Here is a 24,664-nt window from a genome sequence, read left to right on the forward strand (position 1 = left end):
TCGCATCATGGCGGTGGGCAAGGCGTTTTTTCCGGCAATGCCAGCGATCGATGGGGTACGGCTCGGCACGGCCATGGCCGGTATCAAGAAACCGGGCCGCCGTGACTTGGTCGTCATCGAGATCGCCGAAGGTGCCTCGGTGGCGGGAACCTTTACGCGCAATGCCTTCTGTGCGGCGCCGGTGCATGTCGCCAAGCGCCACCTTGGGCTCGATACGCCACGCTACCTGGTGATCAATACCGGTAACGCCAATGCCGGTACCGGTGATATCGGCATGCGAGACGCCGAAGCCAGCTGCGCTGAGCTCGCGCGTCTCGCTGGGGTGCCGGGCACCACGGTACTGCCGTTCTCTACTGGCGTGATCGGCGAGCCGCTACCCATGGAACGCCTGCTGGCGGGGTTGCCGGCGGCCCTCGAGTCACTGGAGGCACGTGGCTGGGAGGCGGCGGCACAGGGCATTCTCACTACCGATACGCGCCCCAAGGGTGCCTCGAGGCGTCTCAAGATCGGCGGTCAGCAGGTCACCATCAACGGCATCAGCAAGGGCTCGGGCATGATCAAGCCCAACATGGCGACCATGCTGGGCTTCGTTGCCACCGATGCGGCCATCGGGCAGGGGTTGCTCGAACGGTTGCTGCGCGAGGGGGTGGAGCGCTCCTTCAACTGCATCACCGTCGACAGCGACACCTCGACCAATGATGCCTGCATGCTGATCGCGACGGGGCGCGGCGCCAGTATATCCACCGAGGAGCAGGTCGCCTTGTTCCGGGCAGCGCTCGATGAGGTGCTGATGGAGCTGGCCCAGGCGATCATTCGGGATGGCGAGGGGGCGACCAAGTTCGTCACGCTCGAGGTGAGTGAAGCCAGCTCCCGAGAGGAAGCGCTCGAGGTGGCCTTCACGGTGGCGCACTCACCACTGGTCAAGACTGCCCTCTACGCCTCGGACGCCAACTGGGGGCGCATCTTGGCAGCGGTGGGCCGTGCTCCGCTCGAGGCGTTCGATGTCTCGCAGGTGGTCATCGAGCTTGGCGACGTGCGGCTAGTGGAGCATGGCGGCAGGGCCGCGAGCTATACCGAGGAGGCCGGCAGTACCGTGATGGCCGGCGAGGAAATCGTCATTGGAATTCGCTTGGGACGCGGTGAGTCCTCCGCTACGGTGTGGACCTCCGATCTTTCCCATGACTATGTCTCAATCAACGCCGAATACCGTAGCTAGTCCGCGCGGATAGGACGTTGCCCTTGATGGAAAGGTTGTGAACGAAATGGTGAAGAGACGGGTACATGTGGCAGCCGCCGCCATCGTCAGCCGTGATCGGCAGCAGGTATTGATTGCCCGACGCCCTTCGAGCGTGGATCAAGGGGGGCTGTGGGAGTTTCCCGGTGGCAAGCTGGCGCCTTACGAGACTGGCTTCGAAGCCCTCAAGCGCGAGCTGCATGAAGAGCTGGGCGTGGAGATCCAGCGTGCTCAACCGCTGATACGCGTGCATCACGAGTATCCGGACAAGCATATTTTGCTGGATGTGTGGCAGGTGCATGCCTATGCCGGTGAGCCTTTCGGTCGCGAGGGGCAGGCGGTACGCTGGGTGGGAATGGATGAGCTGTTCCAGTACCCGTTTCCGGCCGCCAATCTGCCAATCCTGCGCGCAGTGATGCTACCCACCGAATACCTGATCACGGCCGAGGAGAGCGACGACGAGCTGTTCATGACGCGTCTGGAGCGTGCCCTGCGCGAGGATGGCATTCAACTGGTGCAGCTGCGCGCCAAGCAGCTAGACGAGAGCGCCTATCGGGTGCGTGCCGAGCGGGCGCTTGCGCTGTGTCGCGAGTATGGGGCGCGCCTTCTGCTCAATGGCGAGCCTGAGCTTCTCGAGTCGGTGGATGCCGATGGCATCCACTTGACCAGCGAGCGGCTGATGGGGCTTGAGCGCCGGCCCATTGCCGATGGTAAATGGCTCTCTGCCTCGACCCATGATCGGGTACAGCTCGACCAGGCGCGACGTATCGGCTGCGATTTCGTGACGCTCTCTCCGCTGCGCACCACGCCGACGCATCCGGATGCCGAGCCGCTGGGCTGGCACGATTTCCAGCAGTTGGTGGAGACCGCGGCGATGCCGGTCTTCGCCTTGGGCGGCATGACCCGCTTCGATGCCAACCATGCGCGTGCGGTGGGGGCGCAGGGGATCGCCTCGATTCGCGATTTTTGGAAATAATCCACCAACAAAAACCCGCCATATGGCGGGTTTTTTGTGGCATGCGATGGCAGGATCAATCGCGATAACGGCGAGTCAGGTCGCCATAGGCATCGATGCGACGATCGCGCAGGTAGGGCCACATGCGCCGAATATACTCGCTGCGGCTCATGTCGAGCTCGACGAGCAACTGCTCGGACTCCTCCCCGGCATGCGCCAGAAGCTCCCCTTGCGGACCACAGATGAAACTGCCGCCCCAGAAGTTGATACCATCGCTGACGCCGGAGTGATCGGGCTCGAAGCCGACCCGGTTGGCGACTAGTACCGGCAGGCCGTTGGCCACGCCATGCGAGCGCTGGATCAGCGTCCAGGCCTCCTTCTGGCGGCCCTTCTCGGGCAGGTCATCGGGCGGATGCCAGCCGATGGCTGTCGGGTAGAGCAGCAGCTCGGCGCCGGCCAGGGCCATCAGGCGTGCCGCTTCCGGATACCACTGGTCCCAGCAGACCAGCACGCCCAGGCGACCCACCGAGGTATCGATGGGGGTAAAGCCTCGCTCGCCGTCGGCATCGCCTGGGGCGAAGTAAAACTTCTCATAGAAGCCCGGGTCATCAGGGATATGCATCTTGCGGTAGTGGCCTACACGTCCCTGCTGGCGGTCGTAGACCACTGCGGTATTGTGGTAGAGCCCCGCTGCGCGCCGCTCGAACAGCGAGCCCACCAGCACAATGTCCAGTTCGGCTGCCAAGTGCGCCAGGCGCTGGCCGGTGGGGCCGTCGAGTGGCTCGGCGAGGTCGAACAGCTCGGCATCTTCGTACTGGCAGAAGTAGTGGGTGGCATGCAGCTCCTGCAGCAGAACCAGTTTGGCGCCCTGGGCGGCGAGTTCGCGCACCCCGGCCTCGCTCTCGTCCAGGCTTTTGGCCTTATCCGGCCAGGCCGCTTGCTGGACCAGTCCGACCTTGAGGGTCTTGCTCATTGGGTTTTCTCCTCGTCAACGCAAAACGGAGTCAGGGTGCCGCGTGGTAACTGCATGGTCAGGCAGTGAAGGCTGCCATGTTGACGAATCACGGCGCGACAGTCGATGGGGATGATGTCGCGATCGGGAAACGCCTCGTCCAGGGCCGCCAGCGCCGCGGCGTCGGCGGCATCGGCATAGGTCGGCACCAGCACTGCGCCATTGATGATCAGGAAGTTGGCATAGGTCGCCGGCAGGCGATGACCATCCTCAGGATCGAAGCAGGGGCGTGGCCAGGGTAGCGCGATCAGCCGATAGGGCTGGCCATTGACCTGGCGCAAGGCACGAAGTTCCGACTCCATGGCCTTGAGTGCCGGGTAGTGAGCGTCGCGCTCATCGTCGCAGCGAACATAGGCGATGGTCTGCGGGTCACAGAAGCGTGCCAGCGTATCGACATGGCTGTCGGTGTCGTCGCCCTCCAGATGGCCATGGGCGAGCCACAACACGCGCTGGGCGCCGAGCTCGTCGGCCAGGCGCGTCTCGACATCGGCCCGGGCCAGGGTCGGATTGCGGTTGGGATTGAGCAGGCAGGCCTCGGTGGTGAGCAGGGTGCCCTGGCCGTCGCTCTCGATGGCGCCTCCTTCGAGTACCCAGTCGTGGCTCTCGATGGGCACCTGGTAGAGGCCCGCCTGTGCCAGGTTGGCGGTCACTGCGTTGTCGCGCGTCGCCGCGAACTTGCCGCCCCAGCCGGTGAAACGGTAATCGAGCAGGCACGGGCTGCCGTCGCGCTCCACGGCGAGGGGGCCGAAATCGCGGGTCCAGGTATCGTCACTGGCAACGATCGCCAGGCGCAACCGCTCGGCAGGCACGCCCAGGCGTGCGAAGCTGGCCACCAGTCGCTCACGGGTTGGCATGTCGGCCACGCCGATCACCACCGCCTGGTAGCGAGCAATGGCCACCACCAGCGCTTCCAGGGTTGCCTCGATGCGTTCGAGGATCTCCGACCAGTCGCTCTCTGCCGTTGGCCAGGTCAGTTGCACGGCATCCTGGGGATGCCATTCGGGGAACATGCGATTCACTATGACGCTCTTCTCACCGTTGTGTGGTATACGCTGGACGGCGCAATGTAGGGCGCCGGGGAGGCGGATGCAAGCCCACCGACGATGCAGATTGAATGAAAAAAACGTACCATGAGCGCCCTCTGAAAAGGAAACGATCGTAATGCTCGACCGCTTGCCCCTGATGCTTGGCCTGCGCTATGTCCGCGCCAAGCGACGCAATCACTTCATCTCCTTCATTTCATTGACTTCCATGCTGGGCCTGATGCTCGGGGTGGCGGTGCTGATCCTGGTGCTGTCGGTGATGAACGGCTTCGATCATGAGCTGCGCACTCGCGTGCTCGGCATGGTGCCGCATACCAAGATCGAGCAACGCGGGGGCATGACCGATTGGCAGCCGCTGGCCGAGCGGCTGGTTCAGCGCGAGCGGGTACTCGGTGCCGCGCCCTACGTCGAGCAGCAGGGGATGTTTTCGGTGGGCGGACGCAACGAGGGCGCCATGGTCAATGGCATTCAGCCCGAGTACGAGGATCGCGTCTCGATCATCGGTCGACACATGCAGCGGGGCAACCTCGACGACTTGGCCCCCGGCGAGTGGAACATCGTGCTCGGCTCATTGCTTGCACGTAATCTCGGTGTGGGCGTAGGCGACCGGGTCACGCTGCTTGTGCCCGAGGCCTCGATCACCCCGGCCGGTGTCTTCCCAAGGCTCAAGCGCTTTACCGTCAGTGGCATCTTCAGTGTGGGAGCCGATCTGGATGCCAACCTGGCCTACGCCAATATCGAGGATATGCAGACCCTGGCGCGGATGGGCGATGCCGTCGGCGGACTGCGCCTGGAACTCGATGATCTGTTTGCCGCCAACAGCGAGACGCGCGCGATCATCGATGAGCTCGGTGCCGGCTATCGCGGCCTCGACTGGACCTTCTCGCATGGCAACCTGTTCCAGGCGATCCAGATGGAGAAGCGCATGATTGGTCTGCTACTGACCGTCATCATTGCCGTGGCGGCGTTCAATATCGTCTCGACGCTGGTGATGGTGGTGACCGATAAGCATGCCGATATCGCCATCCTGCGTACCATTGGCGCCACGCCGCGCTCGATCATGGGTATCTTCATCGTCCAAGGGATGGCCATCGGCATCATCGGTATCCTGATCGGACTGATACTTGGAGTGGTTCTGGCACTGACGATCTCCGATATCATCAGCTTCTTCGAGTCGGTGCTGGGCATCCAGTTCCTCGATGCCAATGTCTACTTCATCAGCTATCTGCCCTCGCGCCTGAACTGGGAAGACGTGGGCAATATCGTACTGGCCGCCTTTGTATTGACGTTCCTATCCACCCTATATCCGGCCTGGCGTGCGGCCCGGGTCCAGCCTGCCGAGGTGCTTCGCTATGAGTGAGATGGCCGCGATGAGAGAGCAAGATGGCGCACTTGGCGAGGTGATGCTGCAGTGCCTCGGCCTGACGCGGGTCTATCGGGAGGGGCCGCAGGACATCACCGTACTGCATGAGCTTAACCTCGAGGTGCGCGCCGGGGAGCGTGTCGCCGTGGTCGGCAGCTCCGGCTCGGGCAAAACGACCCTGCTCAACATGCTCGGCGGGCTCGACAAGCCCAGTGGTGGCAAGGTAATGGTGGCCGGTCGGTCGTTGGCCGAGCTGGGCGAGGCGGCGCTGGGCAAGTTTCGCAATCGGCATATCGGTTTCGTCTACCAGTTCCACCACCTGCTGGCCGAGCTCACTGCGTTGGAGAACGCCGCGTTGCCGCTGATCGTGCGCGGAGAGCGCAGCAAGCAGGCCAAGGCAAGAGCGCTCGAGATTCTCGAACGGGTGGGGATGGGACCGCGGGCGGAGCACAAGCCTGGCGAGCTCTCTGGAGGGGAGCGGCAACGCGTGGCGATCGCGCGCGCGCTGATCGCCGATCCCAGCCTGGTATTGATGGACGAGCCGACGGGGAATCTCGATCAGGCTACTGCGGCGAGCATTCTGGCGCTGATGGACGAGTTGGCGCGCGCAAGTGCCTGTGCCTTCGTGATCGTCACCCACGACCCCGCGCTGGCGGCACATCAGGATCGCGTGCTGCGCCTCGATGGCGGGCGCCTGACGCCTGACTGACCTCCTCAGCAGTTGTCGTCGTAAGGTCCCCGAAAGTGGTTGCGCCGCCGTCTACGATGGCGGCGCTTCCAGTTGCGCGCGACCTGCCAGCGCCACAGCAGACGCACCACCAGGTTCGCGATAAGCCCGAGCACAACTGCCGAGACTAAAGAGCCCACCACCAGGATGGGCAGGATCTCGACCATCTGCTCGGCGATCCAGCGTGTCGATATCTCAGTGGGAGCCTCCCTGACCGGAGTGCTCATCAGCCAGGAACCGAGCCGATAGTTGCCATAGAAGATCAGCGGCATGGTCAGCGGGTTGGTGATCCATACCAGGCCTACCGAGAGCGGCAGATTGCAGCGCAGCAGCCAGGCGCCGAAGGCCGCAACCACCATCTGAAAGGGAATCGGCAGCAGGGCGCTGAACAGCCCCACCATGAAGGCGTTGGCGACCGAGCGACGCGACAGTACCCATAATGATGGGTTACTGATTAAATGCCCCATGAAGCGCAGGGAGCGATTGCGCTTCAGGGTGTCCGGATGGGGCATATGGCGCTGGAGAAGTCGGCGCAGCATGGGCTCGGTGGCAAGACTCAATGAATGGCGATTCGGGTATTATCCATACATGCTACGTGCCCCGCCATGCCTCACCGGCCTGGAAAGCGGAATCACTGGTTGGCGGGGAGGCATGAGCATGGGCTGGGCCATGCCCTTGAGTGGCGCCGTTTTGCTGGGGATCGTCCTGGGTTACCTGGCCCCGGTGGCACTCTTCGAGCTCTGGGCGCTGGCCCTGCTGCTGGTCTGGCGCTGGCGCGGCGTACGGCTGCTTGTCATGGCGATGCTGCTGCCGATGGTGTCGATACTCGCCTCCAGCGGCGCCGTCTTGCCCCAGGGACTATCACGGGAAGACCTTTCCATCGTCGGGGTGGTCACTCAGGTCGATTCCGAAGGGGATGGAATGAGTCGCCTTCATCTCGATATCGCTGAGTGCGCTCCCCTTGCGGTGCGCAGAATGCCTTGCGACGGCCTGCGTCATGTGCGCCTGAGCGTATTTGGTTACGAAACGTTCAGGGTCGGAGAGCATTGGGCCTTGACGGTACGTTTGCGACCTCCCGCGGGGTTCAGTAATCCAGACACCTTCGACTTTCAGCGCTGGCTGTGGCGCGAGGGGATAGACGCGACGGGATACGTGCGCCAGGAGCCGGCGCCTCGACGAGTCGAGCAGGCCGCTGTATCCCTTCGCGACAGTGCGCTTAAACTGCTCGATGCGCGCCTACCCGATGGCACGTCGCGACGTTGGTTGGCGGCCCTGACGCTGGGTGCCGGTGAGCGGCTCAATGATGTCGATTGGGCGCTACTCAATGCCAGCGGCACCACCCACCTGGTAGTGATATCCGGCCTGCATGTCGGGCTGGTAGCAGCCTTTGCGCTGCTTGCCGGTCGCGGGCTGGCACGCTTGACGATGCCGGGTACCTGGCGACTCGTCACCTGGCCATGGTGGTTTGCCGCCATGGTGACGGTCGGGTATGCGCTCCTGTCCGGTTTCGGTCCCCCGGCTCAGCGCGCCATGATCATGACCCTGGTCGGCCTGTGGGTGGCCAGCGGTCGCCACGCTCCCGGCCCTTGGCAGGCGTGGTGGCTGGCACTGGCGCTGGTACTGCTGGTCGACCCGCTGTCGTTGTGGCGCCCGGGGCTGTGGCTCTCCTTCGTTGCCGTGGCGCTGCTGATCGTGATCTGGCAGGGCCGCACGAAACCGGGGGGCATCAAGGGCTGGTGGTGGGCGTTGCTGCGTACCCAGCTTCTGCTTGCCCCGCTGATGGCCGGGGCGGTGCTGCTGGCCTTCGATCGACTGGCACCGGCGGCGCCGCTGGTCAACCTGATCGCCGTTCCGCTGGTCAGCCTGATGATGGTGCCGCTTGGCTTGCTGGGGTGGCTGTTCGTCTGGCTACCGCCGTTATCGGCGCTGTGCTGGTGGTTGTTCGCAGCGCTGGTCGAAGCGCTTTATGGATTGCTCAAGTATTCGGTCGAGTGGTTGCCACTCTGGTCTCCCGAGCCCTGGCAAGTATGGCCCCTTGCCTTGGCCTTGGCCTTGCTGGCACTACTCTGGGCGCTGCCGGCCCTTGCCGTGTCGCTGCGCGTTGCCGGCAGCCTAGTGCTTGCCGTGCTGCCTTTCAGCCTGCCGGCGCCTGAACTTCCTCACGGCATGGTTCAGGTACGTGTGCATGACGTGGGCCAGGGCCAGCTGGTCGACCTGCGTACGGCGCAGCACCGCTTGCTGTATGACACGGGGCCGCGCTTTCGCTCGGGATCCATGCCGCTGGAAAGCCTATGGCGCACGCCGCAGCGTTTCGACAAGGTGGTGGTCAGCCACGTCGACACGGATCATGCCGGAGGTGTGCCGGTACTGGCCGAGCACCGTGTCGAGCGCTTTTTGGCACCGCGCGGCGAACAGGTCGGGGTACCGTTCGACGCCTGTCAGGCAGGCGAGGGCTGGCATTGGGATGGTGTCGAGTTCCGCTTCCTATGGCCCCCCGCTGGCAGCGACAATGACGAGTGGTTCAGCAATGATCGTTCCTGCGTACTACTGGTCGAGGCGGGGACGCAGCGGATTTTAATCACCGGTGATGTCGGCCGTCAGGTCGAGCGCCGCTTCCTGCTGGCCATCGAGCCGCCAGTCAACCTGCTGGTGGCCGGTCACCACGGTAGCCGTACTAGTACCGGCCCGCAGCTGGTCGACATGTTGAAGCCTCATCATGTCATCTTCAGTGCCGGTCGCGACAATGCCTACGGCCACCCCCACGACGAGGTGGTGCAGCGGCTGCGCGATCCGTTGCGCTGTCTCTGGAGTACGGCGCTGGATGGGGCCGTGACCTGGCGATTGGGAAGTGATGAGGCGCCACACGTCAAGGCCGAGCGTTCCAGCACATGGCGGCGGTGTCGAAGCCCGTTGCCATAGGGTAGAATCGCACCCTATACAAGAGGGCGGTGCGAGAGACCCCGAATGGAAATGCTTGAAGCTCTGCTGGCCGTTGGCTGGCTGATGTTGCCGCTGTTTGGCTGTTCACTCGTCGCCTCGGTGATCATCATCGAACGTTGCTGGACCCTGCGGCGGAGTCGAATTGCGCCGCTGGGGCTGGGCCAGGAGATCTGCATGCTGATCGCCCGCGGTCAGGTCAACCTGTTCTGGCTGGAGAGCCACTCGCCGCTGGGCGGTGTGCTCGCCTCGGGCCTGCGTAACGTTAGCCTGGGTCATGACCAGGTGCGAGCCCGCCTGCAGGATGCCGCCACTGCCGTGATCCACGATATGGAGCGGTTTCTGAGTCCGCTAGGTACCATCGCGGCTATCGCCCCGCTGATCGGCCTGCTGGGGACGGTAGTGGGAATGATCGAGGTGTTTGCGGTGATCGTCAGCGCCGACGGTGCCGATAGGGCAGTGGACATGGCTGGGGGAATTTCCCGCGCCTTGATGACTACCGCGGCGGGTCTGACCGTGGCCATTCCGGCGTTGATGTTCCATCGTCACTTTCAGCGCAAGGTCGAGGATATTACTGTCGCCATGGAGGAGCAGGCTGGGCAGATGGTGGAGTTTCTGGCGCACCATGGCGGTGACATCGTGCTGGCTGAGCGGCGCTCGGAAGGGCATGGCGCGGGCGAGTCGCGCGATGTCTCGCAGGTCGCTGGTACATGAAGTTCGCCCGGCGGCGGCGCGACCCGGTCGATGTCAATCTCACCCCGCTGATCGATGTCGTGTTCCTGCTGTTGATCTTTTTCATGGTCTCGACCACCTTCGATACTCGTCAGGCACTCGAACTGGTATTACCTCAGAGCAGTAGTAGTGAAGTGTTGACGCCGCTGCCGGTGACGCTATCGGTCACTGTCGATGGCGACTATCGCCTGGGTAATCGAATCCTGTTCCTGGCGGAGCTGAGTGTGGCTCTGGCGGAGGTGGCTGAGTCGGCGCGCGAACATGGCCTGATCCTCGAAGCCGACGAGCGCAGTACGCACGGGGCCGTCGTGGCCGCCCTCGACCGCGCCGGTGCATTGGGAATTCAACATATCCGTATTGCCACCCGTGACGGGCAGGCATCTCTCTCACACGTGGAGATACCGTGACGCAAGCATCCAGCTGGAACCTTTACACGCGACTGCTTGGCTACGTCAAACCGCACTGGAGGTCGTTTGCGCTGGCCGTAGTGGGCTATGTCATCTACGCCGCGTCGAGCACGGCGCTTGCGGAAATGATGAAGCGGCTGATCGACGGCATTCAGAATCCCGATGCCTCCTTTCGGCTCTTCCTGCCGCTGTTCGTGGTCGGCATGTTCGCCGCCCGCGGCTTGGGGACCTTTCTTGGCACCTATTACATGAGCAATGTGGCACGCAATGTCGTGCATTCACTGCGCTGCAACGTATTCAACCATATGCTGCATCTCCCCGGCCGTTTCTTCGATTCCCACTCCAGTGGCCACCTCATTTCCCGAGTGACCTATCACGTCGAGCAGGTCACCGGGGCGGCAACCAATGCCGTGACCATTCTGCTGCGTGAAGGGCTCTTCGTGGTCGGCCTGATTGCTTATCTGCTGTGGACCAACTGGCTGCTCACGCTGCTGTTTCTTGGCGTGACGCCGCTGATCGCCGGGGTGGTCAACTATGCGAGCAAGCGCTTTCGCGACATTTCCCAGCGTATCCAGCACTCCATGGGGGACGTGACTCACGTCGCTTCCGAGGCGTTGACCGGCTATCGCGTGGTGCGCACCCATGGCGCGGAGGAGCACGAAAAGCAGCGCTTCGCCGCCGTCAGCAACTACAATCGCCAGCAGAGCATGAAGGAGGCGTTGACCAGGGCGGTCAGCACCCCGGTCATCCAGCTGTTGGTCGCGGTGGCGCTGGCGGTGCTGGTGTGGCTGGCAATGTCGCCGGCGCTGATGGACAACATGACGCCAGGTGAATTCGTGGCCTTCGTCACGGCGGCCTCGCTGATGGCCAAGCCGGTGCGCCAGCTCACCGAAATCAATAGCGAGATTCAGAAGGGGATCGCCGCATCGGCCGAACTCTTCATGCTGCTAGAAGAGCCGCTCGAACATGACGAAGGCACGCGCGACCCCGGCCGCCTGGTAGGGAAAGTGAGTCTGCGCGGCATTCGCTTCAACTATGCCCCCGGTCAGCCCGAGGTGCTCAAGGGTATCGATCTGGAAGTCAAGGCCGGTGAGATGATCGCCATCGTCGGACGCTCGGGAAGCGGAAAATCGACGCTGGTCAGCCTTTTGCCGCGTTTCTATCGGCCAAGTGCCGGTAAGATTCGCATCGATGGGGTGCCGATCGAAGAGTTCCGTCTCGCGCCGCTACGCCGTCAGATCGCACTCGTCTCCCAGCAGGTCACGCTATTCAATGCCAGTGTTGCCGACAATATCGCCTATGGCGTGCCCGCAGCCGAGCGCGAAGCCATCGTCGCCGCCGCCCGGGCAGCCTATGCTCATGACTTCATTGCGGCACTGCCCAAGGGCTACGATACGGTGATCGGCGATAATGGCGTGATGCTCTCTGGCGGCCAGCGCCAGCGACTGGCCATTGCCAGGGCCATCTTCAAGAATGCACCGCTGCTGATCCTCGATGAGGCGACCTCGGCCCTGGATAGCGAATCCGAGCGCTACATCCAGCGAGCCCTGGAGGAGGTGTGTCGCGGGCGAACCACCTTCGTCATCGCCCACCGCCTTTCGACCATTGAGCGCGCCGACCGCATCCTGGTCATGGAGCAGGGCGAGATCGTCGAGCAGGGGACTCATGCCGAACTCCTGGCCCGCGAGGGTGCCTATGCGGCGCTACATCGCCTGCAATTCCAGGAGCCGGCATGAGCCTTGGCCAGCACATGCTGCGCGCCTGGTATGACGATGCCGCCTGGCTCGCCGCACTGCGGCCGCTGGAGATGATCTATCGCGGTGCGATGCGTCGGCGTGAGGTCGCTTATGCCAGCGGTCGCAAGCCGGTGTGGCGAGCGCCAGTACCAGTCATCGTGGTTGGCAATATCACGCTGGGCGGTACCGGCAAGTCGCCGCTGGTCGCCTGGCTGGGGCGTTATCTGAGCGAACACGGCTGGCGGCCCGGACTCCTTTCGCGTGGCTATGGCGGCAGTAGCGAGGGTTATCCGCTGCAGGTGACGAGGGATACTCCAGTAACCCAGTGCGGCGACGAGGCATTGATGTTGGTCGGCCAGACTGGCCTGCCGATGGTGGTCGACCCCGACCGACCGCGGGGCGCCAGGGCGCTGGTCGAGGCCGGCTGCGACATCTTGATCAGCGACGACGGCTTGCAGCATCTGGCACTTGCGCGTGATCTCGAGCTGGTCGTGGTCGATGGGGCGCGAGGAGTGGGCAATGGGCGTTGCCTGCCCGCTGGACCGCTGCGCGAGCCTATCGATCGTCTTGCGCGGGTCGATGCCGTGATCGTCAACGGCACGCCTCATCGGCCCCTGCCGGTCGCTGGCCATACGATGCACCTCGAGCCGAGCCGCTGGCGCCGCGTGATGGACGATACGCCGTCATCACTGACACCGCTTCCCTTTACCGCACCGGTACACGCCCTGGCCGGTATCGGGCATCCGGTGCGTTTTTTTGCCACGCTTGAATCACTCGGCATCGATTACACGCCACACCCCTTTGCCGACCATCACGCCTTCGGTGCCGACGATCTGCGTTTCAGCGATTCGCGGCCAATCGTGATGACCGCCAAGGATGCCGTGAAATGCCAAGCCTTCGCCGATAGCCGCTGCTGGGCGCTGGATGTCGAAGCCTGCCCCGCTCCCGCCTTCGTGGCGTGGTTCGCTCAGCGCGTCGAGGCCTTGTCCGCTCGGACACCCTAACGTCGATCAACTCAACTACGGGATCGTAACCATGACGATAGACAAGGAATTGCTGACCATGCTGGTCTGCCCACTCTGCCAGGGCAAGCTCAAATATGATCGTGAGGCAGAGGAGCTAAAATGCCACTTCCACGGCCTGGCCTTCCCGGTACGTGATGGTATTCCCGTCATGCTGGAGGAGGAGGCGCGGCTTATGGATACCGATGAGAAGCTTGGCAAGTCTGTCGTTTCTCCTACGGCTCCCTCCGGAGGCATCGGCGGAGACTCTGCATGAGCGAGTTCGTCGCGGTCATACCCGCGCGCTTCGCCTCCTCGCGTCTGCCCGGCAAGCCGTTGCTTGCGATTGGCGGAGAGCCCATGGTGGTCCGGGTTTGGCGTCAGGCCAAGAAAAGTGGCGCCACTCGGGTGGTGGTGGCCACCGATGATGCACGCATCGCCAAGGCAGTCGACGCGGTGAGGGGGGAGGTAATCATGACCCGCCCCGATCACCCGTCGGGCACCGACCGGCTAGCGGAAGTCGCCGAGCGCCTGGCACTTGATGACCAGGCCATCGTGGTCAATGTCCAGGGTGACGAACCGCTCTTGCCCCCCGCCCTGATCGATCAGGTGGCCAGGCGTCTGGCCGAGGATCGCGACGCCTCGATTGCGACCCTGGCCGAGCCGATCGATGATCTCGATACACTTTTCAATCCCAATGTGGTCAAGGTGGTCCGCGATCTGCAGGAGCATGCGCTCTATTTCTCTCGAGCGCCCATCCCCTGGAACCGCGAGGCGTGGCGGCGTGAGACCTGGCAGGGTAACGGCACAAGCCGGAACGCCGAATCTTTCGGTTCCGATACCTGGCTGCGCCACATCGGGCTTTACGCCTATCGGGTGGGCTTTCTCAACGCCTACCGGTGCTGGCCACCGGCGCCTCTCGAGGCGCTCGAGCAGTTGGAACAGCTGCGCGCCCTGCAGCAGGGGCATCGTATCTTGGTGGCCCTGGCCTGCCAGACCCTGCCGGGTGGCGTCGACACTGCCGAAGACCTGGCGCGGGTTCGCGACTGGGTGGCACGCAACGAGGAGGTGTGACGATGCGAGCACCGTTCGATGTCGCCGATGTGCTGGGCAGGGCGCTCCCCGATCCCTGCTACGGGGGGAGGGAGGGCTTCGATCATGCGCTGGAGCTGATCGAGCATGCTGCGGATGGCCAGTGGTGAATGACATCGTCACCGACCATGACCTGAGTGGGGCCAATACACTCGGGTTACCCTGTATCGCCGAACGATACGTTGCCGTGACGCAGGCAGCGCGCCTTCCAGCATTGCTGGCGATGGCCAAGGCTCGAGGCTGGTTGATCACCGTACTGGGCGGCGGCAGTAACGTGATTCTCCCGCCACGCCTGGAAGGACTTGTGATTCAGCCGATGTTTCGCCGCTTCCAGCTAGAGGAGTTAGGAAGAGAGGAGGTCACCGTGCTTGTCGAGGCGGGTCTCCCATGGCATGAGCTGGTCATGGCCACGGTGACAAGGGGACTATGGGGCATCGAGAACCTGGCGTTGATTCCCGGTAGCTGCGGTGCGGCCCCGATCCAGAACATCGGTGCCTATGGTGTCGAGCTTGCCGACGTGCTGGAGAGTGTTGAGATCATGCACCTCGATACCGGGCTGCATGAAACGCTGAGTCGGGATGACTGCGAGCTTGCCTACCGCGATAGCATCTTCAAGCGCTCCCTCGAGAACCGGGTGTTGATCACCCGGTTGACGCTTCGCCTGTCGCGTCGCCCTTGCCCACGCCTGGCCTATGGAGATCTTGTCAAGCGACTCGGAGAGGCGCCGACTGCACTGGAGGTGGCGCAGGCGGTCAGCCAGGTGCGTCGCGAGAAACTTCCCGATCCCACCGTGCTGGGCAATGCCGGGAGCTTCTTCAAAAATCCGCTGGTGTCTGCTGGCAAGGCTAGAGCGCTGCTGGAAGCACACTCGACGATGCCCCATTTTCCCCAGCCGGATGGCAGCGTCAAGCTCGCCGCTGGCTGGCTGATCGATCGGTGCGGGTTGAAGGGGTATCGCCAGGGGGCGTTTGGCGTGCATGATCGACAGGCGCTGGTGATGGTACACCATGGCGGTGGCGATGCACGAGGCTTGCTTGAGTTCGCCGCCGAGGTGGCGGGGCGGGTAGAGACCCATTTCGGGATTCATCTGGAGCGCGAACCACGCTTGATAGGCGCAACTGGATAGTTGCACAGCGGAAGGTCAGCAGAGAGTCGCCTCGCTGGTCGTGTCGATTCAACACGAAAAAGCCCGCCCATGTTGATGGCGGGCTTTTTCTTGGACTCAAGGCGCATCCGAGGGGTGCGCCCGTTACGGCTATTGACTATCTTCCGCCTTGGCCTGCTGCTGACGACGACGGATCTCGCGCGGGTCGTTGTGGGCACGACGACGGGCGCGGGGGGGAGTTGCAGCCTCAGTCTCGGCGGCGGGTTTTCCGACTTCGCTCGGCGTCTCGTCGACGTTGGGCTTCTCGGCCTTGGGCATTTCAGGCTCGGGCGCTTCGGCCTGAGACGAAGGCGCTTGCTCATCCGCTTTGGCTTGCGCCTGGGACCGAGCTGCAGCCTTTTCCTTGGGCTTGCCGGCAGTGGGATTTTCGGTGACAGATGCCTTGACGGCAGCGGCCTCGACGGGCTCAGCCGGAGCTGGTGCCGCCGGCTTGGCTGCCGATTCTGGCTCTAGCTCAGGCGCTTTGGGCTTAGGTGAGTCATTCTCAGATGCTTTCGGCTCGACCTCGCCTGGCTCAGGCTTGGCGGCTTCCTCAAGCTTGGTCTCCTCTTGCGCCTCGGTAGCTGCGGCAGGCGCCTGTGCATTGCCGGCAGTCGGCCTGGCTTCTAGCGTCTTGGCTTTCGCTACTGCCCCTGCTTTGGTGTCAACCGTAGATGTGGTGCTTGGCTTTGAAGCATCACTGTTGCCAACCTCGCTCTTGGCGATGTCCGGTTGACGCTTAGGCGCTTCTTCGGTCTTGACGTCGGCCTTCTCCTCGAGAGCGGTCTCCTCGACGGGCTTGGCACTCGTCATGTTTTCCGGCTCGGCAGAGGCGGCCTTGGGTGTTGCGCGCTTGTCGTTAGCCTCTACCACAGCCTTGGCCTCGATGTGCTCCTCTTTCGAGGCAGTCTCCTTTGGCGCTGACGTCTGCTGCGTGCTTTCGAGCTTCGCGGTATCGGTCTGCGCTGCCTTGTCCTGCGAGGAGCCAGGCTTGGTTTCCGGCGTGGCATCGGCGTTAGCTTCGCTCAGGCCAGCGTCACCCTTCACTCCCTCGGCCTGCAGCTGTTGCTGCTCGGCTTCGGCCTGCGGGTTGATTGCGCGCTTGCGGCTGCGATTGCGCGGATTGTTGCGGGTACGCTTGGGCTTGCCGTCATCCTTGGCCATATTGGCTTGCGCATCGGCGCTGGCGGGCTTGGTGGCAGGCGCTTCCCTGCTGCTGTCGGTCCCCTCGCTGGGCTGGCGCTGTGAGCGACGCTCGTCGTCCTGGCGCGCACGGCCACGCTGATTGCGACCTTCGCTTGGTGGTCGAGCGGCGCCACTCTGGCTCTCTGGCTTGCTCTCGGGTCTGGCATCGCCCTTGTTGTCACTCTTGCTATCGTGACGCGACGTCTCCGGGCGGGCGCCACGAGTCTGGCGGCTGTTGTCGTCACGGCTCTCGCCGCGCGGCTCGTTACGCGAACCGCGGCGATTGCCGCCACGTGCGCCACGACTGCCACGCTCCTGGCGCGAATCGCTGCTGTCGCTGCTGTCTCTACGTGGTGCCTTGGTAGGGACCTCTGCGGTGGCACTCTCCTGGCGCGGCTTGGCGGGCGCTGCACTAGGAGCGTTGTCACCGCCGCCCAGCAGCTTACCGAGACCTCTGACCAGACGAGAGAGCACGCCGGTCTCTTCGGCGGGAGCAGCGCTCGAGGCGGGTTCGACCTTCTTCTCGACTTCGCGAGGGGTGACCGGCGCCGGCTCCTGCTGGAGCGAGGCGGGCGCGGGGGCGTTGTGGATCACGGACTTGACCGCCGCCTCGGCACGCTGGATCGGCTTGTGGTTGCTGGGGTCGGGCTCTCTGCCAATGTCGGTGTCGACGGAGAGTTCGAAGCTGGACTTGTCAGCGTCATCCTCATCGAGGTGATCGTCGCGCAGCCGCTGCACGTCGTAGTGCGGGGTATCCATGTCGGGATTGGGCAGCATCAAGACGCGAACCCCTTGACGGCGTTCGATCTCGGCCAGCACGTTGCGCTTTTCGTTGAGCAGATAGGTCGCCACCGGCACTGGCAGAATGGCACGGATCTGTGCGCTGCGCTCCTTCATCGCCTCCTCTTCGATCAGGCGCATGATGGAGAGCGACAGCGAACGCACGTCGCGAATGGTGCCCTGGCCATCGCAACGCGGGCAGACCACGCCGCTGGTCTCGCCTAGCGAGGGACGCAGGCGTTGGCGCGACATCTCCATCAGGCCGAAGCGCGAGATACGTCCGATCTGGACGCGAGCGCGATCGAGCTTGAGCGCATCGCGCATGCGATTCTCGACTTCACGCTGGTTTCGGGCCGGATTCATGTCGATGAAATCGATCACGACCAGGCCGCCGATGTCGCGCAGGCGCAGCTGGCGGGCGATCTCATCGGCGGCCTCGGAATTGGTCTGGAGTGCTGTCTCCTCGATGTCACTTCCGCGAGTGGCGCGGGCCGAGTTGATGTCGATGGAGACCAGTGCTTCGGTGTGGTCGATGACGATCGAACCACCGGAAGGCAGCTTCACTTCGCGCTGATAGGCGGTCTCGATCTGCGACTCGATCTGGAAGCGTGAGAAGAGGGGAACTTCGTCGACGTAGAGCTTGATCTTCTGCTGGTAGGAGGGCATCACCTGGCGGATGAAGGCTAGCGCTTCCTCGTGCACTTCGGCGTTATCGATCAGCACCTCGCCGATATCCTGGCGCAGGTAGTCTCGCATCGCACGGATGATCACGTTGGACTCACGGTAGATCAGGAAGGGAGCGGCGCGCTTGCCGGCCTCTTCAGTGATCGATTCCCACACTTGGACCAGATAGTCGAGATCCCACTGCAGTTCCTCGGGGCTGCGGCCGATCCCCGCGGTGCGCACGATGACTCCCATCTTGTCGGGCAGCGTCAGGTGGTTCATGGCCTCCTTGAGCTGGGTGCGCTCATCGCCTTCGATACGACGCGAGATGCCGCCAGCCCGAGGATTGTTGGGCATCAGTACCAGAAAACGGCCCGCCAGGCTGACGAAGGTGGTGAGTGCCGCGCCCTTGTTGCCGCGCTCCTCCTTGTCGACCTGGACAATGACTTCCTGTCCCTCCTTGAGCACCTCCTTGATGTTGGGGCGCCCGGAGGGCTCCTTGAGGAAGTATTCGCGGGAGATCTCCTTCAGGGGAAGAAAGCCGTGCCGGTCGGCACCGAAATCGACGAAAGCGGCTTCCAGAGAGGGTTCGACACGGGTGATCTTGCCGCGATAGATATTGGCTTTCTTCTGCTCTCGAGCGCCGGATTCGATATCCAGGTCGTACAGGCGTTGTCCATCGACTAGAGCGACGCGCAGCTCTTCTGGCTGAGTCGCGTTGATGAGCATTCGTTTCATAGTGTCTCGCTAGTTGGAGCGTGCCGAATGGCGTCCACTAGGCATCGACGAAGGCGAACCTCTGGGTGCTGCGTGCTTGTGCTCAGCTTATGTCGCGCATGTTGGTGCGACCTCCCCCGAAGGCTGCTTGTCAGGCTGGCTGCCGGGGCGAGACCATGTTGAGTACGCGGCGGTGGCAGGACATGTTTCGGTGAGCAACGCGCTCATCCGGCCCTGCGGTCAACCGCCAGACACCTGGCATTCATCGATTCGCCAACGCCGGCCACCGGCACGCTGTTAGGTATTCCCGTGACTGGTAAACGCTCCCGTCAAAACCGGACGGAAGGGGACCCAGGGTCGGGCGTGGCGTAAATTTCGTTCTGTGCTGCTCTTCTGCGGACGGCATGGATGCGGCGCTTGCCTTCATCGATGCGGCCTTGTTCGTCGCTCTGGCCGGCGTGTATGGCGTGCCGGCGCGTTGCGGGCATTAGTGACCCATTCAAGCGAACCAGAAATATAACAGCAATAAGGGTGAGCGGCAATTGACGCCGAGCCGGTCGGGGTGCGCTACAATGCGCGGCTTAATGAGGTAAGTGACGGAGTGGCGTTATGGCCGAAGGGCGTGAGGTACAGTGGGTTGAAGTCACCGAAGGCCAGGTGGGACAGCGCATCGACAATTTTCTGCGCACTCGTCTCAAGGGCGCGCCCAAGGCATTGATCTACCGCATCGTTCGCAAGGGGGAGGTGCGCGTCAACAAGAAGCGCGTCAAGGTCGACTATCGCCTTGTGATGGGCGACATGGTTCGCATTCCGCCGCTGCGGCTCGCGCCCGAGGAGGCGGTGCGCGACGTCAGCGACAATTTGCGCAACCTGCTGGCGGGGAGCGTGCTGGTCGAGGGGCCGGACTGGCTGGTGATCAATAAGCCCTCCGGTCTTGCCGTGCATGGCGGCAGCGGGGTCAAGATCGGCCTGATCGAGGCGCTGCGCCAGATTCGCGAGGATCTCGATTTTCTGGAGCTGGTGCATCGGCTCGACCGCGATACCTCGGGCTGCCTGTTGCTCGCCAAGTCGCGTCCGGCCCTACTCACACTCAACAATGCCCTCAAGCAGCGCCAAATGGACAAGCAGTACCTGGCGCTGGTTGCCGGGCGCTGGCCGGACAAGCGGGACTATATCAGTGCGCGCCTGGATCGCTACGAGGCGGGTAACGGCGAGCGGCGGGTGCGGGTCGACCCCGACGGCAAGATATCGCGGACCCGATTTGCGGTGCGCGAAACATTCTCCAGCACCACGCTGGTGGAGGCGGAGCCGGTCACTGGTCGTACCCACCAGATACGCGTGCATGCCGCGCATGCCGGACACCCGCTGCTTGGCGACGACAAGTATGGCTCGCGTGAGGGGCAGCGTCAGGCGGAGCAATTGGGACTCTCGCGGCTGTTCCTCCATGCAGCGGCGCTGACTTTTCCCGAGCCCAACAGTGGTCGACCGGTACATATCAAGGCGCCTCTTGGTGAAGAGCTCGAGGCGGTACTTGCCCGCGCTCGCCAGAAAGCCTAGGACGAGAGGATCGGATGCGCTACCGACTGGTGATTTTCGATTGGGATGGCACGCTGATGGATTCCGAAGCGCGTATCGTTGCCTGCATGCAGGCGGCGGCGCTTGACGTCCAGTGGGGGGCGCTGAGTCGCGAAGCGGTACGCGACATCATCGGCCTAGGCCTGCCCGAGGCGATCGCCAGGCTGTGCCCAGGCATTGCCAGCGAGCAGGCCGACGCGCTGAGGTCGCGTTATAGTCACCATTTCGTGGCGGCCGAGCAGACCCCCTTGTCCTTCTTTCCGGGCGTCGAGGCCGGCGTGGCAAGACTCAGGGAGAGCTCATCGCTGCGGTTGGCGGTCGCCACCGGCAAGAGTCGGCGAGGGCTAGAGCGTGTATTTGCCGCCAATGGCAGCGGTGCCTGGTTTCATGCCAGCCGTACTGCCGACGAGACGCGCTCCAAGCCGCATCCGCAGATGCTCGAGGAACTCCTGGCCGAGACCGGCGTCGATGTCAGCGAGGCGTTGATGGTGGGCGATACCGAGTACGACCTGGAGATGGCGCGGGCATTGGGCATGGATCGGGTGGCGGTCACCTATGGGGTGCATGAGCGCGCCCGGCTGGCGGCCTGCGCGCCGATCTTCTCAACCGATGCCTTTCCCGAATTGATCGATTGGCTCCATTCTTGACCGCTTGGCAGGGTGACGATGAGTAACGATGACGATAGACAGGATGACCGCTGGACCCAGGGGCCCGAGCTGACCCCCGAGGAGGTTAGGCGTCAGCGAGCTGATGCGGCAAGGGCCGCCGCGGGAGGACGTCATGACGATGCCGATACGCTGCGCGAGCGCCAGCGTCTGCAGCAGCTCGAGACGATGGATCGCTGGATTGGTGGGGTGCTGGCTGAGCAGCGTCGAAGCCGGCGCTGGAAGCTGTTTTTCCGCTTTGCATTCCTGCTCATTTTGCTGCTGCCGTTGGGCTTCACGCTATATGGTCTGTTCGGTGCGCAGCGCGATGCGGGGCCCACCGAGGCGCATTTGGGGGTAGTGGAGGTCAATGGCGTGATCGATAGCGATTCGCCAGCCAACGCCGAACGTATCATCGAAGGGCTGAACCGGGCGTGGGATAACGATGCCGCCGCTGCCGTAGTGCTGCATATCAATAGCCCCGGTGGCAGCCCCGTCCAGTCGCAGCGCATCTATGACGAGATCATGCGTCTGCGCGACGAGGGGGACAAACCGATATTCGCCGTGATCGAGGATGTGGGAGCGAGCGGTGCCTACTATATCGCCGCGGCCGCCAACGAGATCTTCGTCGCGCCCTCGAGCCTGGTGGGATCGATCGGGGTGGTCTTTGCAAGCTTTGGGCTGGAGGAAGCCATCGAGCGCCTGGGAATCGAGCGCAGAGTCTTCATCGCTGGCGAGAACAAGGCGTTTCTTGATCCTTTTGCCGCGATCGACCCTGATCAACGCCTGTTCTGGCAGGATGTGCTGAATACCACTCATCGTCAGTTCATCGAGGCGGTGAGGGCCGGGCGAGGCGAGCGGTTGAGCGAGGACGACCAGCTCTTCTCTGGCCTTATCTGGACCGGCGAGCAGGCCATCGAGTTGGGGCTGGTCGACGAGATCAACAGTCTGGATGGGTTGTCGCGGGAGCTGTTCGGCGAAACGCGCCTGCGCGACTATACACCGAGCCTGGACCCCTTCGAGCGGTTGACCCGCCATTTTGGGCGGGTGACCGCCGACTGGCTGGGTATTCCCAGTGCCCACTCACCGGTGCGCTATCAGCTGCCTTGAGCGGCTACCTGAAGAGCGGGGCGGGATTCAACTCAGCGGGTCGATTCCCACCTCGCGCAGCAGTGCGCACAGGCGTATCAGTGGCAGTCCTATCAAGGTGTTGGGGTCATCACCTTCGAATCTCTCGAATAGCGCGATGCCAAGCCCCTCCATGCGGAAGCTGCCGGCGCACTGCAGCGGGCGCTCACGCTCGACATAGCGTGCAATTTCCGCTTCGCTAAGTTTGCGAAAGAGTACGTCATAGCGTTCGTGGCAGACGCGATGGCAGTGCCTGGCGGTATCGATGACTGCAAGGCCGGTAAGAAAGCGCACGCGCTGCCCTGAAAAACGCAGCAGTTGCTTGCGTGCGCCGGCCTCATCGCCTGGCTTGCCGAGAATCTCACCCTGGAACAGCGCGACCTGATCGGCGCCGATGATCACATGCTCCGGAAAGCGTTCGGTCAGGCGCTGGGCCTTGGCAAGCGCCAAGCGATGCACTAGTGTCTCGGGCGTTTCCTCTGCCTGCGGCGTCTCGTCGATCTCGGGGCTGGCATGCTGATACGCCACACCCAGACGATCGAGCAGTTGGCGCCGCCAGGGCGAGCTGGAGGCCAGGACCAGACGTGGCATAGCGGTTATCTCCTTGGTGTCCTGAGGTCATGAGGCACTCGCAGTCTGCCCGCTTGGCGAACCGCTTGTACAGATTGCATGATAAAGAAGTGGCAATGAGTCGCTACACGCGCTTTGACAGGGGCTTGGCGAGTGCCTATCATTGCGCGCCTATGTTAACGACACGACTTCCCTTGCAGGTTGAGCCCTACCGGCTTGCCGCCAATGCCGAACGTCTCGAGGGGCTGGTTGCCCTCGATGGTTTGACGCGTCTGGCCGATGAGGTTGGCCCGCAGCAAGGCGATGCCAGGGTGCGACTGGACTTTTCCGTTGACGCCCAGGGCAGGCGGGTTATCGAAGGTTGGATGCAGGCCGACCTGCAACTGCCGTGCCGACGCTGCCTCGAGCCGATGCCGATGGCAGTGGAGAGCCATTTTCAGCTCGGCATGGTGAGTAGCGATACCTTGGCCGCCGATCTGCCCAGCTCTCTTGAGCCGGTATTAGTGGAAAACGAACAGCTGAATCTCCTGAGTGTGCTTGAGGATGAACTGATCCTCAGTTTGCCTCAGGTGGTTTACCACGATGAGGCGCAGTGTCGCGTCTCTCGCGACCAGCTGAACAGCGGAGCGCCAGCCGAGGCATCGGAAACGCCCGCCGCAAGCCCTTTCGATGTGCTACGCAAGTTGAAAGGCAAACCCTGATTCATTATCGATGCACTGGAGTATCAACTCATGGCAGTTCAACAGAACCGCAAGACCCGTTCCAAGCGCGGCATGCGCCGTAGTCACGACGCGCTGAGCGCCCCGACCCTGTCCCAAGACAAGGAAACCGGCACCACCCACCTGCGTCACCATGTCTCGCCGGACGGTTTCTACCGTGGTCGCAAGGTCGTCGAAGTTTAAGACGCCATCCTATATGGCGGACATTGCCCGCTAATCGTGCGAATCGCCATCGATGCGATGGGCGGGGACCTGGGTCCCCGCGCCACCGTGCTCGGCACAGTACGCGTGCTGCTCGCCAATCCTAGCCTCAGCGCCTTTCTGTTCGGTCCGCACTCGGTGCTGTCGGCCGAGCTTTCGGCGTTGCCGCAATCCATGCATGAGGTGCGTTCACGCCTTACCCTGGTCGATGCCCAAGACATCGTCTCCCAGGCTATGAAGCCCTCGCGCGCGCTGCGTGAAGGGACTCAGAGCAGCCTGGCCATGATGCTCGCCTGCGTTGCCCGGGGGGATGCCGAGGCAGGGGTGAGCGCCGGCAACACGGGCGCGCTGATGGCATGGGCACGCCGCGAGCTCGGGACCGTGGCGGGAATTCCTCGCCCGGCAATCAGTACTGCCATCCCGACCCGGGATGGCGGACGCTGCTATCTGCTCGACCTGGGTGCCAATGTCGAGGCGAGTGCTGAGCGGCTGGTGGATTTCGCGCTGATGGGCTCGGTCATGGCGAGCCGGCTCGATGGTATTGTCGCGCCACGGGTGGGGCTGCTCAATGTGGGCGTCGAGGGGACCAAGGGCAGTGCCAGTGTGCGGGGCGCCGATACGCTGCTGTGTGGATACGCCGATCTCAACTACCTTGGCTTCGTGGAGGGGGACGGGCTCTTCTCCGGCAAGGTGGATGTGGTGGTCTGCGATGGCTTCGTCGGCAATGCCGTGCTGAAGGCAAGCGAAGGGTTGGCACGCATGTTGATGGAGCGTGTGCAGCAGACCTTCGAGGCCCATTGGGGCAGTCGGCTGGTAGGGTGGCTGGCAAGACCGGCGCTGCGGCGGCTCAAGGGTCAGCTGGATCCGGTGCGTTATAACGGCGCCAGTCTGCTAGGACTCAAGGGCATTGTGGTCAAGAGTCACGGCGGGGCGGATGAGGTGGGATTCTCCTTTGCCGTGGAGCGAGCCATGCAGGAGGTCAGCCAGGCGCTGCCGACTCATCTGGAGCACGAGTTGGGCAGGTCGCGGTGCGCTAACGTCTCGGTCGCGGGCGGGTGAGACGTTAGCGAAATCGATTCCCGTCGATACGACGAATTCA

General features: G+C 63.3%; 24 protein-coding genes. 19 read left to right on the forward strand and 5 right to left on the reverse strand.

Annotated features, from left to right (window positions below; genetic code table 11):
• Positions 1–7 precede the first annotated feature (7 nt).
• Together argJ and HJD22_RS16180 are read left to right on the forward strand one after the other, a co-directional pair.
• Positions 8–1,216 carry a bifunctional glutamate N-acetyltransferase/amino-acid acetyltransferase ArgJ gene (gene argJ, locus HJD22_RS16175; protein ID WP_208656142.1) on the forward strand — a complete coding sequence of 403 codons (1,209 nt, stop codon included), beginning with the start codon at positions 8–10 and terminating at the stop codon, positions 1,214–1,216.
• Between the two features lie 46 nt (positions 1,217–1,262).
• Positions 1,263–2,210: a Nudix family hydrolase gene (locus HJD22_RS16180; protein ID WP_208656931.1), complete on the forward strand. Its 948-nt coding sequence runs from the start codon at positions 1,263–1,265 to the stop codon at positions 2,208–2,210.
• 55 nt (positions 2,211–2,265) lie between these two features.
• Here HJD22_RS16180 and HJD22_RS16185 read toward each other — a convergent pair whose 3' ends face one another.
• Complete coding sequence (locus HJD22_RS16185; protein WP_208656141.1) at positions 2,266–3,162, reverse strand: carbon-nitrogen hydrolase; 897 nt, start codon at positions 3,160–3,162, stop codon at positions 2,266–2,268.
• Entirely contained in the window at positions 3,159–4,223 is a 1,065-nt protein-coding gene (locus tag HJD22_RS16190) for an agmatine/peptidylarginine deiminase (RefSeq protein ID WP_208656930.1), read from the reverse strand. The genes HJD22_RS16185 and HJD22_RS16190 overlap by 4 nt, the downstream gene beginning before the upstream one ends.
• Positions 4,224–4,362: 139 nt before the next feature.
• Between HJD22_RS16190 and HJD22_RS16195 the strand changes: the two genes are divergently transcribed.
• Positions 4,363–5,604, forward strand: coding sequence for a lipoprotein-releasing ABC transporter permease subunit (locus HJD22_RS16195; protein WP_208656140.1), 1,242 nt, complete (start codon positions 4,363–4,365; stop codon positions 5,602–5,604).
• Complete coding sequence (locus HJD22_RS16200; RefSeq protein WP_208656139.1) at positions 5,597–6,316, forward strand: ABC transporter ATP-binding protein; 720 nt, start codon at positions 5,597–5,599, stop codon at positions 6,314–6,316. The genes HJD22_RS16195 and HJD22_RS16200 overlap by 8 nt, the downstream gene beginning before the upstream one ends.
• A gap of 5 nt (positions 6,317–6,321) precedes the next feature.
• Here the strand turns inward: HJD22_RS16200 and HJD22_RS16205 are convergent, their stop codons facing one another.
• Positions 6,322–6,873, reverse strand: a complete 552-nt coding sequence (locus tag HJD22_RS16205) for a DUF2062 domain-containing protein (RefSeq protein WP_208656138.1) — start codon at positions 6,871–6,873, stop codon at positions 6,322–6,324.
• A gap of 118 nt (positions 6,874–6,991) precedes the next feature.
• Between HJD22_RS16205 and HJD22_RS16210 the strand changes: the two genes are divergently transcribed.
• From HJD22_RS16210 to murB, 9 genes are read left to right on the forward strand one after another with little or no spacing between them, the layout of a single operon-like run.
• A complete protein-coding gene (locus HJD22_RS16210; RefSeq protein WP_340163049.1) occupies positions 6,992–9,253 on the forward strand; it encodes a DNA internalization-related competence protein ComEC/Rec2 in 2,262 nt (753 codons plus the stop codon).
• A 45-nt stretch (positions 9,254–9,298) separates the two neighbouring features.
• The gene (locus HJD22_RS16215; RefSeq protein WP_208656136.1) at positions 9,299–9,985 is read left to right on the forward strand and encodes a MotA/TolQ/ExbB proton channel family protein; all 687 of its coding nucleotides are present in this window, start codon (positions 9,299–9,301) and stop codon (positions 9,983–9,985) included.
• Positions 9,982–10,410, forward strand: a complete 429-nt coding sequence (locus HJD22_RS16220) for a biopolymer transporter ExbD (protein ID WP_208656135.1) — start codon at positions 9,982–9,984, stop codon at positions 10,408–10,410. Before HJD22_RS16215 ends, HJD22_RS16220 begins: the two co-directional genes overlap by 4 nt.
• Positions 10,407–12,146, forward strand: coding sequence for a lipid A export permease/ATP-binding protein MsbA (msbA, locus tag HJD22_RS16225; RefSeq protein WP_208656134.1), 1,740 nt, complete (start codon positions 10,407–10,409; stop codon positions 12,144–12,146). Before HJD22_RS16220 ends, msbA begins: the two co-directional genes overlap by 4 nt.
• On the forward strand, positions 12,143–13,150 hold the full coding sequence (gene lpxK / locus HJD22_RS16230) for a tetraacyldisaccharide 4'-kinase (protein WP_208656133.1): 1,008 nt from the start codon (positions 12,143–12,145) through the stop codon (positions 13,148–13,150). The genes msbA and lpxK overlap by 4 nt, the downstream gene beginning before the upstream one ends.
• 37 nt (positions 13,151–13,187) lie before the next feature.
• The gene (locus HJD22_RS16235; RefSeq protein ID WP_208656929.1) at positions 13,188–13,424 is read left to right on the forward strand and encodes a Trm112 family protein; all 237 of its coding nucleotides are present in this window, start codon (positions 13,188–13,190) and stop codon (positions 13,422–13,424) included.
• Positions 13,421–14,221: a 3-deoxy-manno-octulosonate cytidylyltransferase gene (gene kdsB / locus HJD22_RS16240; RefSeq protein WP_208656132.1), complete on the forward strand. Its 801-nt coding sequence runs from the start codon at positions 13,421–13,423 to the stop codon at positions 14,219–14,221. The genes HJD22_RS16235 and kdsB overlap by 4 nt, the downstream gene beginning before the upstream one ends.
• A 2-nt stretch (positions 14,222–14,223) precedes the next feature.
• Entirely contained in the window at positions 14,224–14,349 is a 126-nt protein-coding gene (locus tag HJD22_RS18030) for a hypothetical protein (RefSeq protein ID WP_283101691.1), read from the forward strand.
• A complete protein-coding gene (gene murB, locus HJD22_RS16245; protein WP_340163050.1) occupies positions 14,346–15,365 on the forward strand; it encodes a UDP-N-acetylmuramate dehydrogenase in 1,020 nt (339 codons plus the stop codon). The genes HJD22_RS18030 and murB overlap by 4 nt, the downstream gene beginning before the upstream one ends.
• 129 nt (positions 15,366–15,494) lie before the next feature.
• Here murB and rne read toward each other — a convergent pair whose 3' ends face one another.
• Positions 15,495–18,749, reverse strand: coding sequence for a ribonuclease E (rne, locus tag HJD22_RS16250; protein WP_208656130.1), 3,255 nt, complete (start codon positions 18,747–18,749; stop codon positions 15,495–15,497).
• A 588-nt stretch (positions 18,750–19,337) separates the two neighbouring features.
• Here rne and rluC point away from each other — a divergent pair.
• The 3 genes from rluC to sppA are packed head-to-tail and all read left to right on the forward strand — an operon-like array spanning position 19,338 to position 22,057.
• Entirely contained in the window at positions 19,338–20,285 is a 948-nt protein-coding gene (gene rluC, locus HJD22_RS16255) for a 23S rRNA pseudouridine(955/2504/2580) synthase RluC (RefSeq protein WP_208656129.1), read from the forward strand.
• A gap of 14 nt (positions 20,286–20,299) precedes the next feature.
• The gene (locus HJD22_RS16260) at positions 20,300–20,950 is read left to right on the forward strand and encodes an HAD family hydrolase (RefSeq protein WP_208656128.1); all 651 of its coding nucleotides are present in this window, start codon (positions 20,300–20,302) and stop codon (positions 20,948–20,950) included.
• Positions 20,951–20,968: 18 nt separating this feature from the next.
• On the forward strand, positions 20,969–22,057 hold the full coding sequence (sppA, locus tag HJD22_RS16265) for a signal peptide peptidase SppA (protein WP_208656127.1): 1,089 nt from the start codon (positions 20,969–20,971) through the stop codon (positions 22,055–22,057).
• A 27-nt stretch (positions 22,058–22,084) separates the two neighbouring features.
• On the opposite strand, the gene HJD22_RS16270 is transcribed toward sppA, so the two are convergent.
• Positions 22,085–22,666, reverse strand: coding sequence for a nucleoside triphosphate pyrophosphatase (locus tag HJD22_RS16270; RefSeq protein WP_208656126.1), 582 nt, complete (start codon positions 22,664–22,666; stop codon positions 22,085–22,087).
• A gap of 152 nt (positions 22,667–22,818) precedes the next feature.
• Between HJD22_RS16270 and HJD22_RS16275 the strand changes: the two genes are divergently transcribed.
• Genes HJD22_RS16275 through plsX form a run of 3 tightly spaced genes read left to right on the forward strand, consistent with a single transcriptional unit; the run spans position 22,819 to position 24,624 of the window.
• Positions 22,819–23,346 (forward strand): YceD family protein, encoded by a 528-nt coding sequence (locus HJD22_RS16275; RefSeq protein ID WP_208656125.1) that lies wholly within the window; start codon positions 22,819–22,821, stop codon positions 23,344–23,346.
• 30 nt (positions 23,347–23,376) lie between these two features.
• Positions 23,377–23,547, forward strand: a complete 171-nt coding sequence (gene rpmF, locus HJD22_RS16280) for a 50S ribosomal protein L32 (protein ID WP_009099300.1) — start codon at positions 23,377–23,379, stop codon at positions 23,545–23,547.
• Positions 23,548–23,583: 36 nt separating this feature from the next.
• On the forward strand, positions 23,584–24,624 hold the full coding sequence (gene plsX, locus HJD22_RS16285) for a phosphate acyltransferase PlsX (RefSeq protein WP_208656124.1): 1,041 nt from the start codon (positions 23,584–23,586) through the stop codon (positions 24,622–24,624).
• The last annotated feature ends 40 nt before the right edge of the window (positions 24,625–24,664 follow it).

This window comes from Halomonas sp. TA22 (genome assembly GCF_013009075.1).
Lineage (GTDB): Bacteria > Pseudomonadota > Gammaproteobacteria > Pseudomonadales > Halomonadaceae > TA22.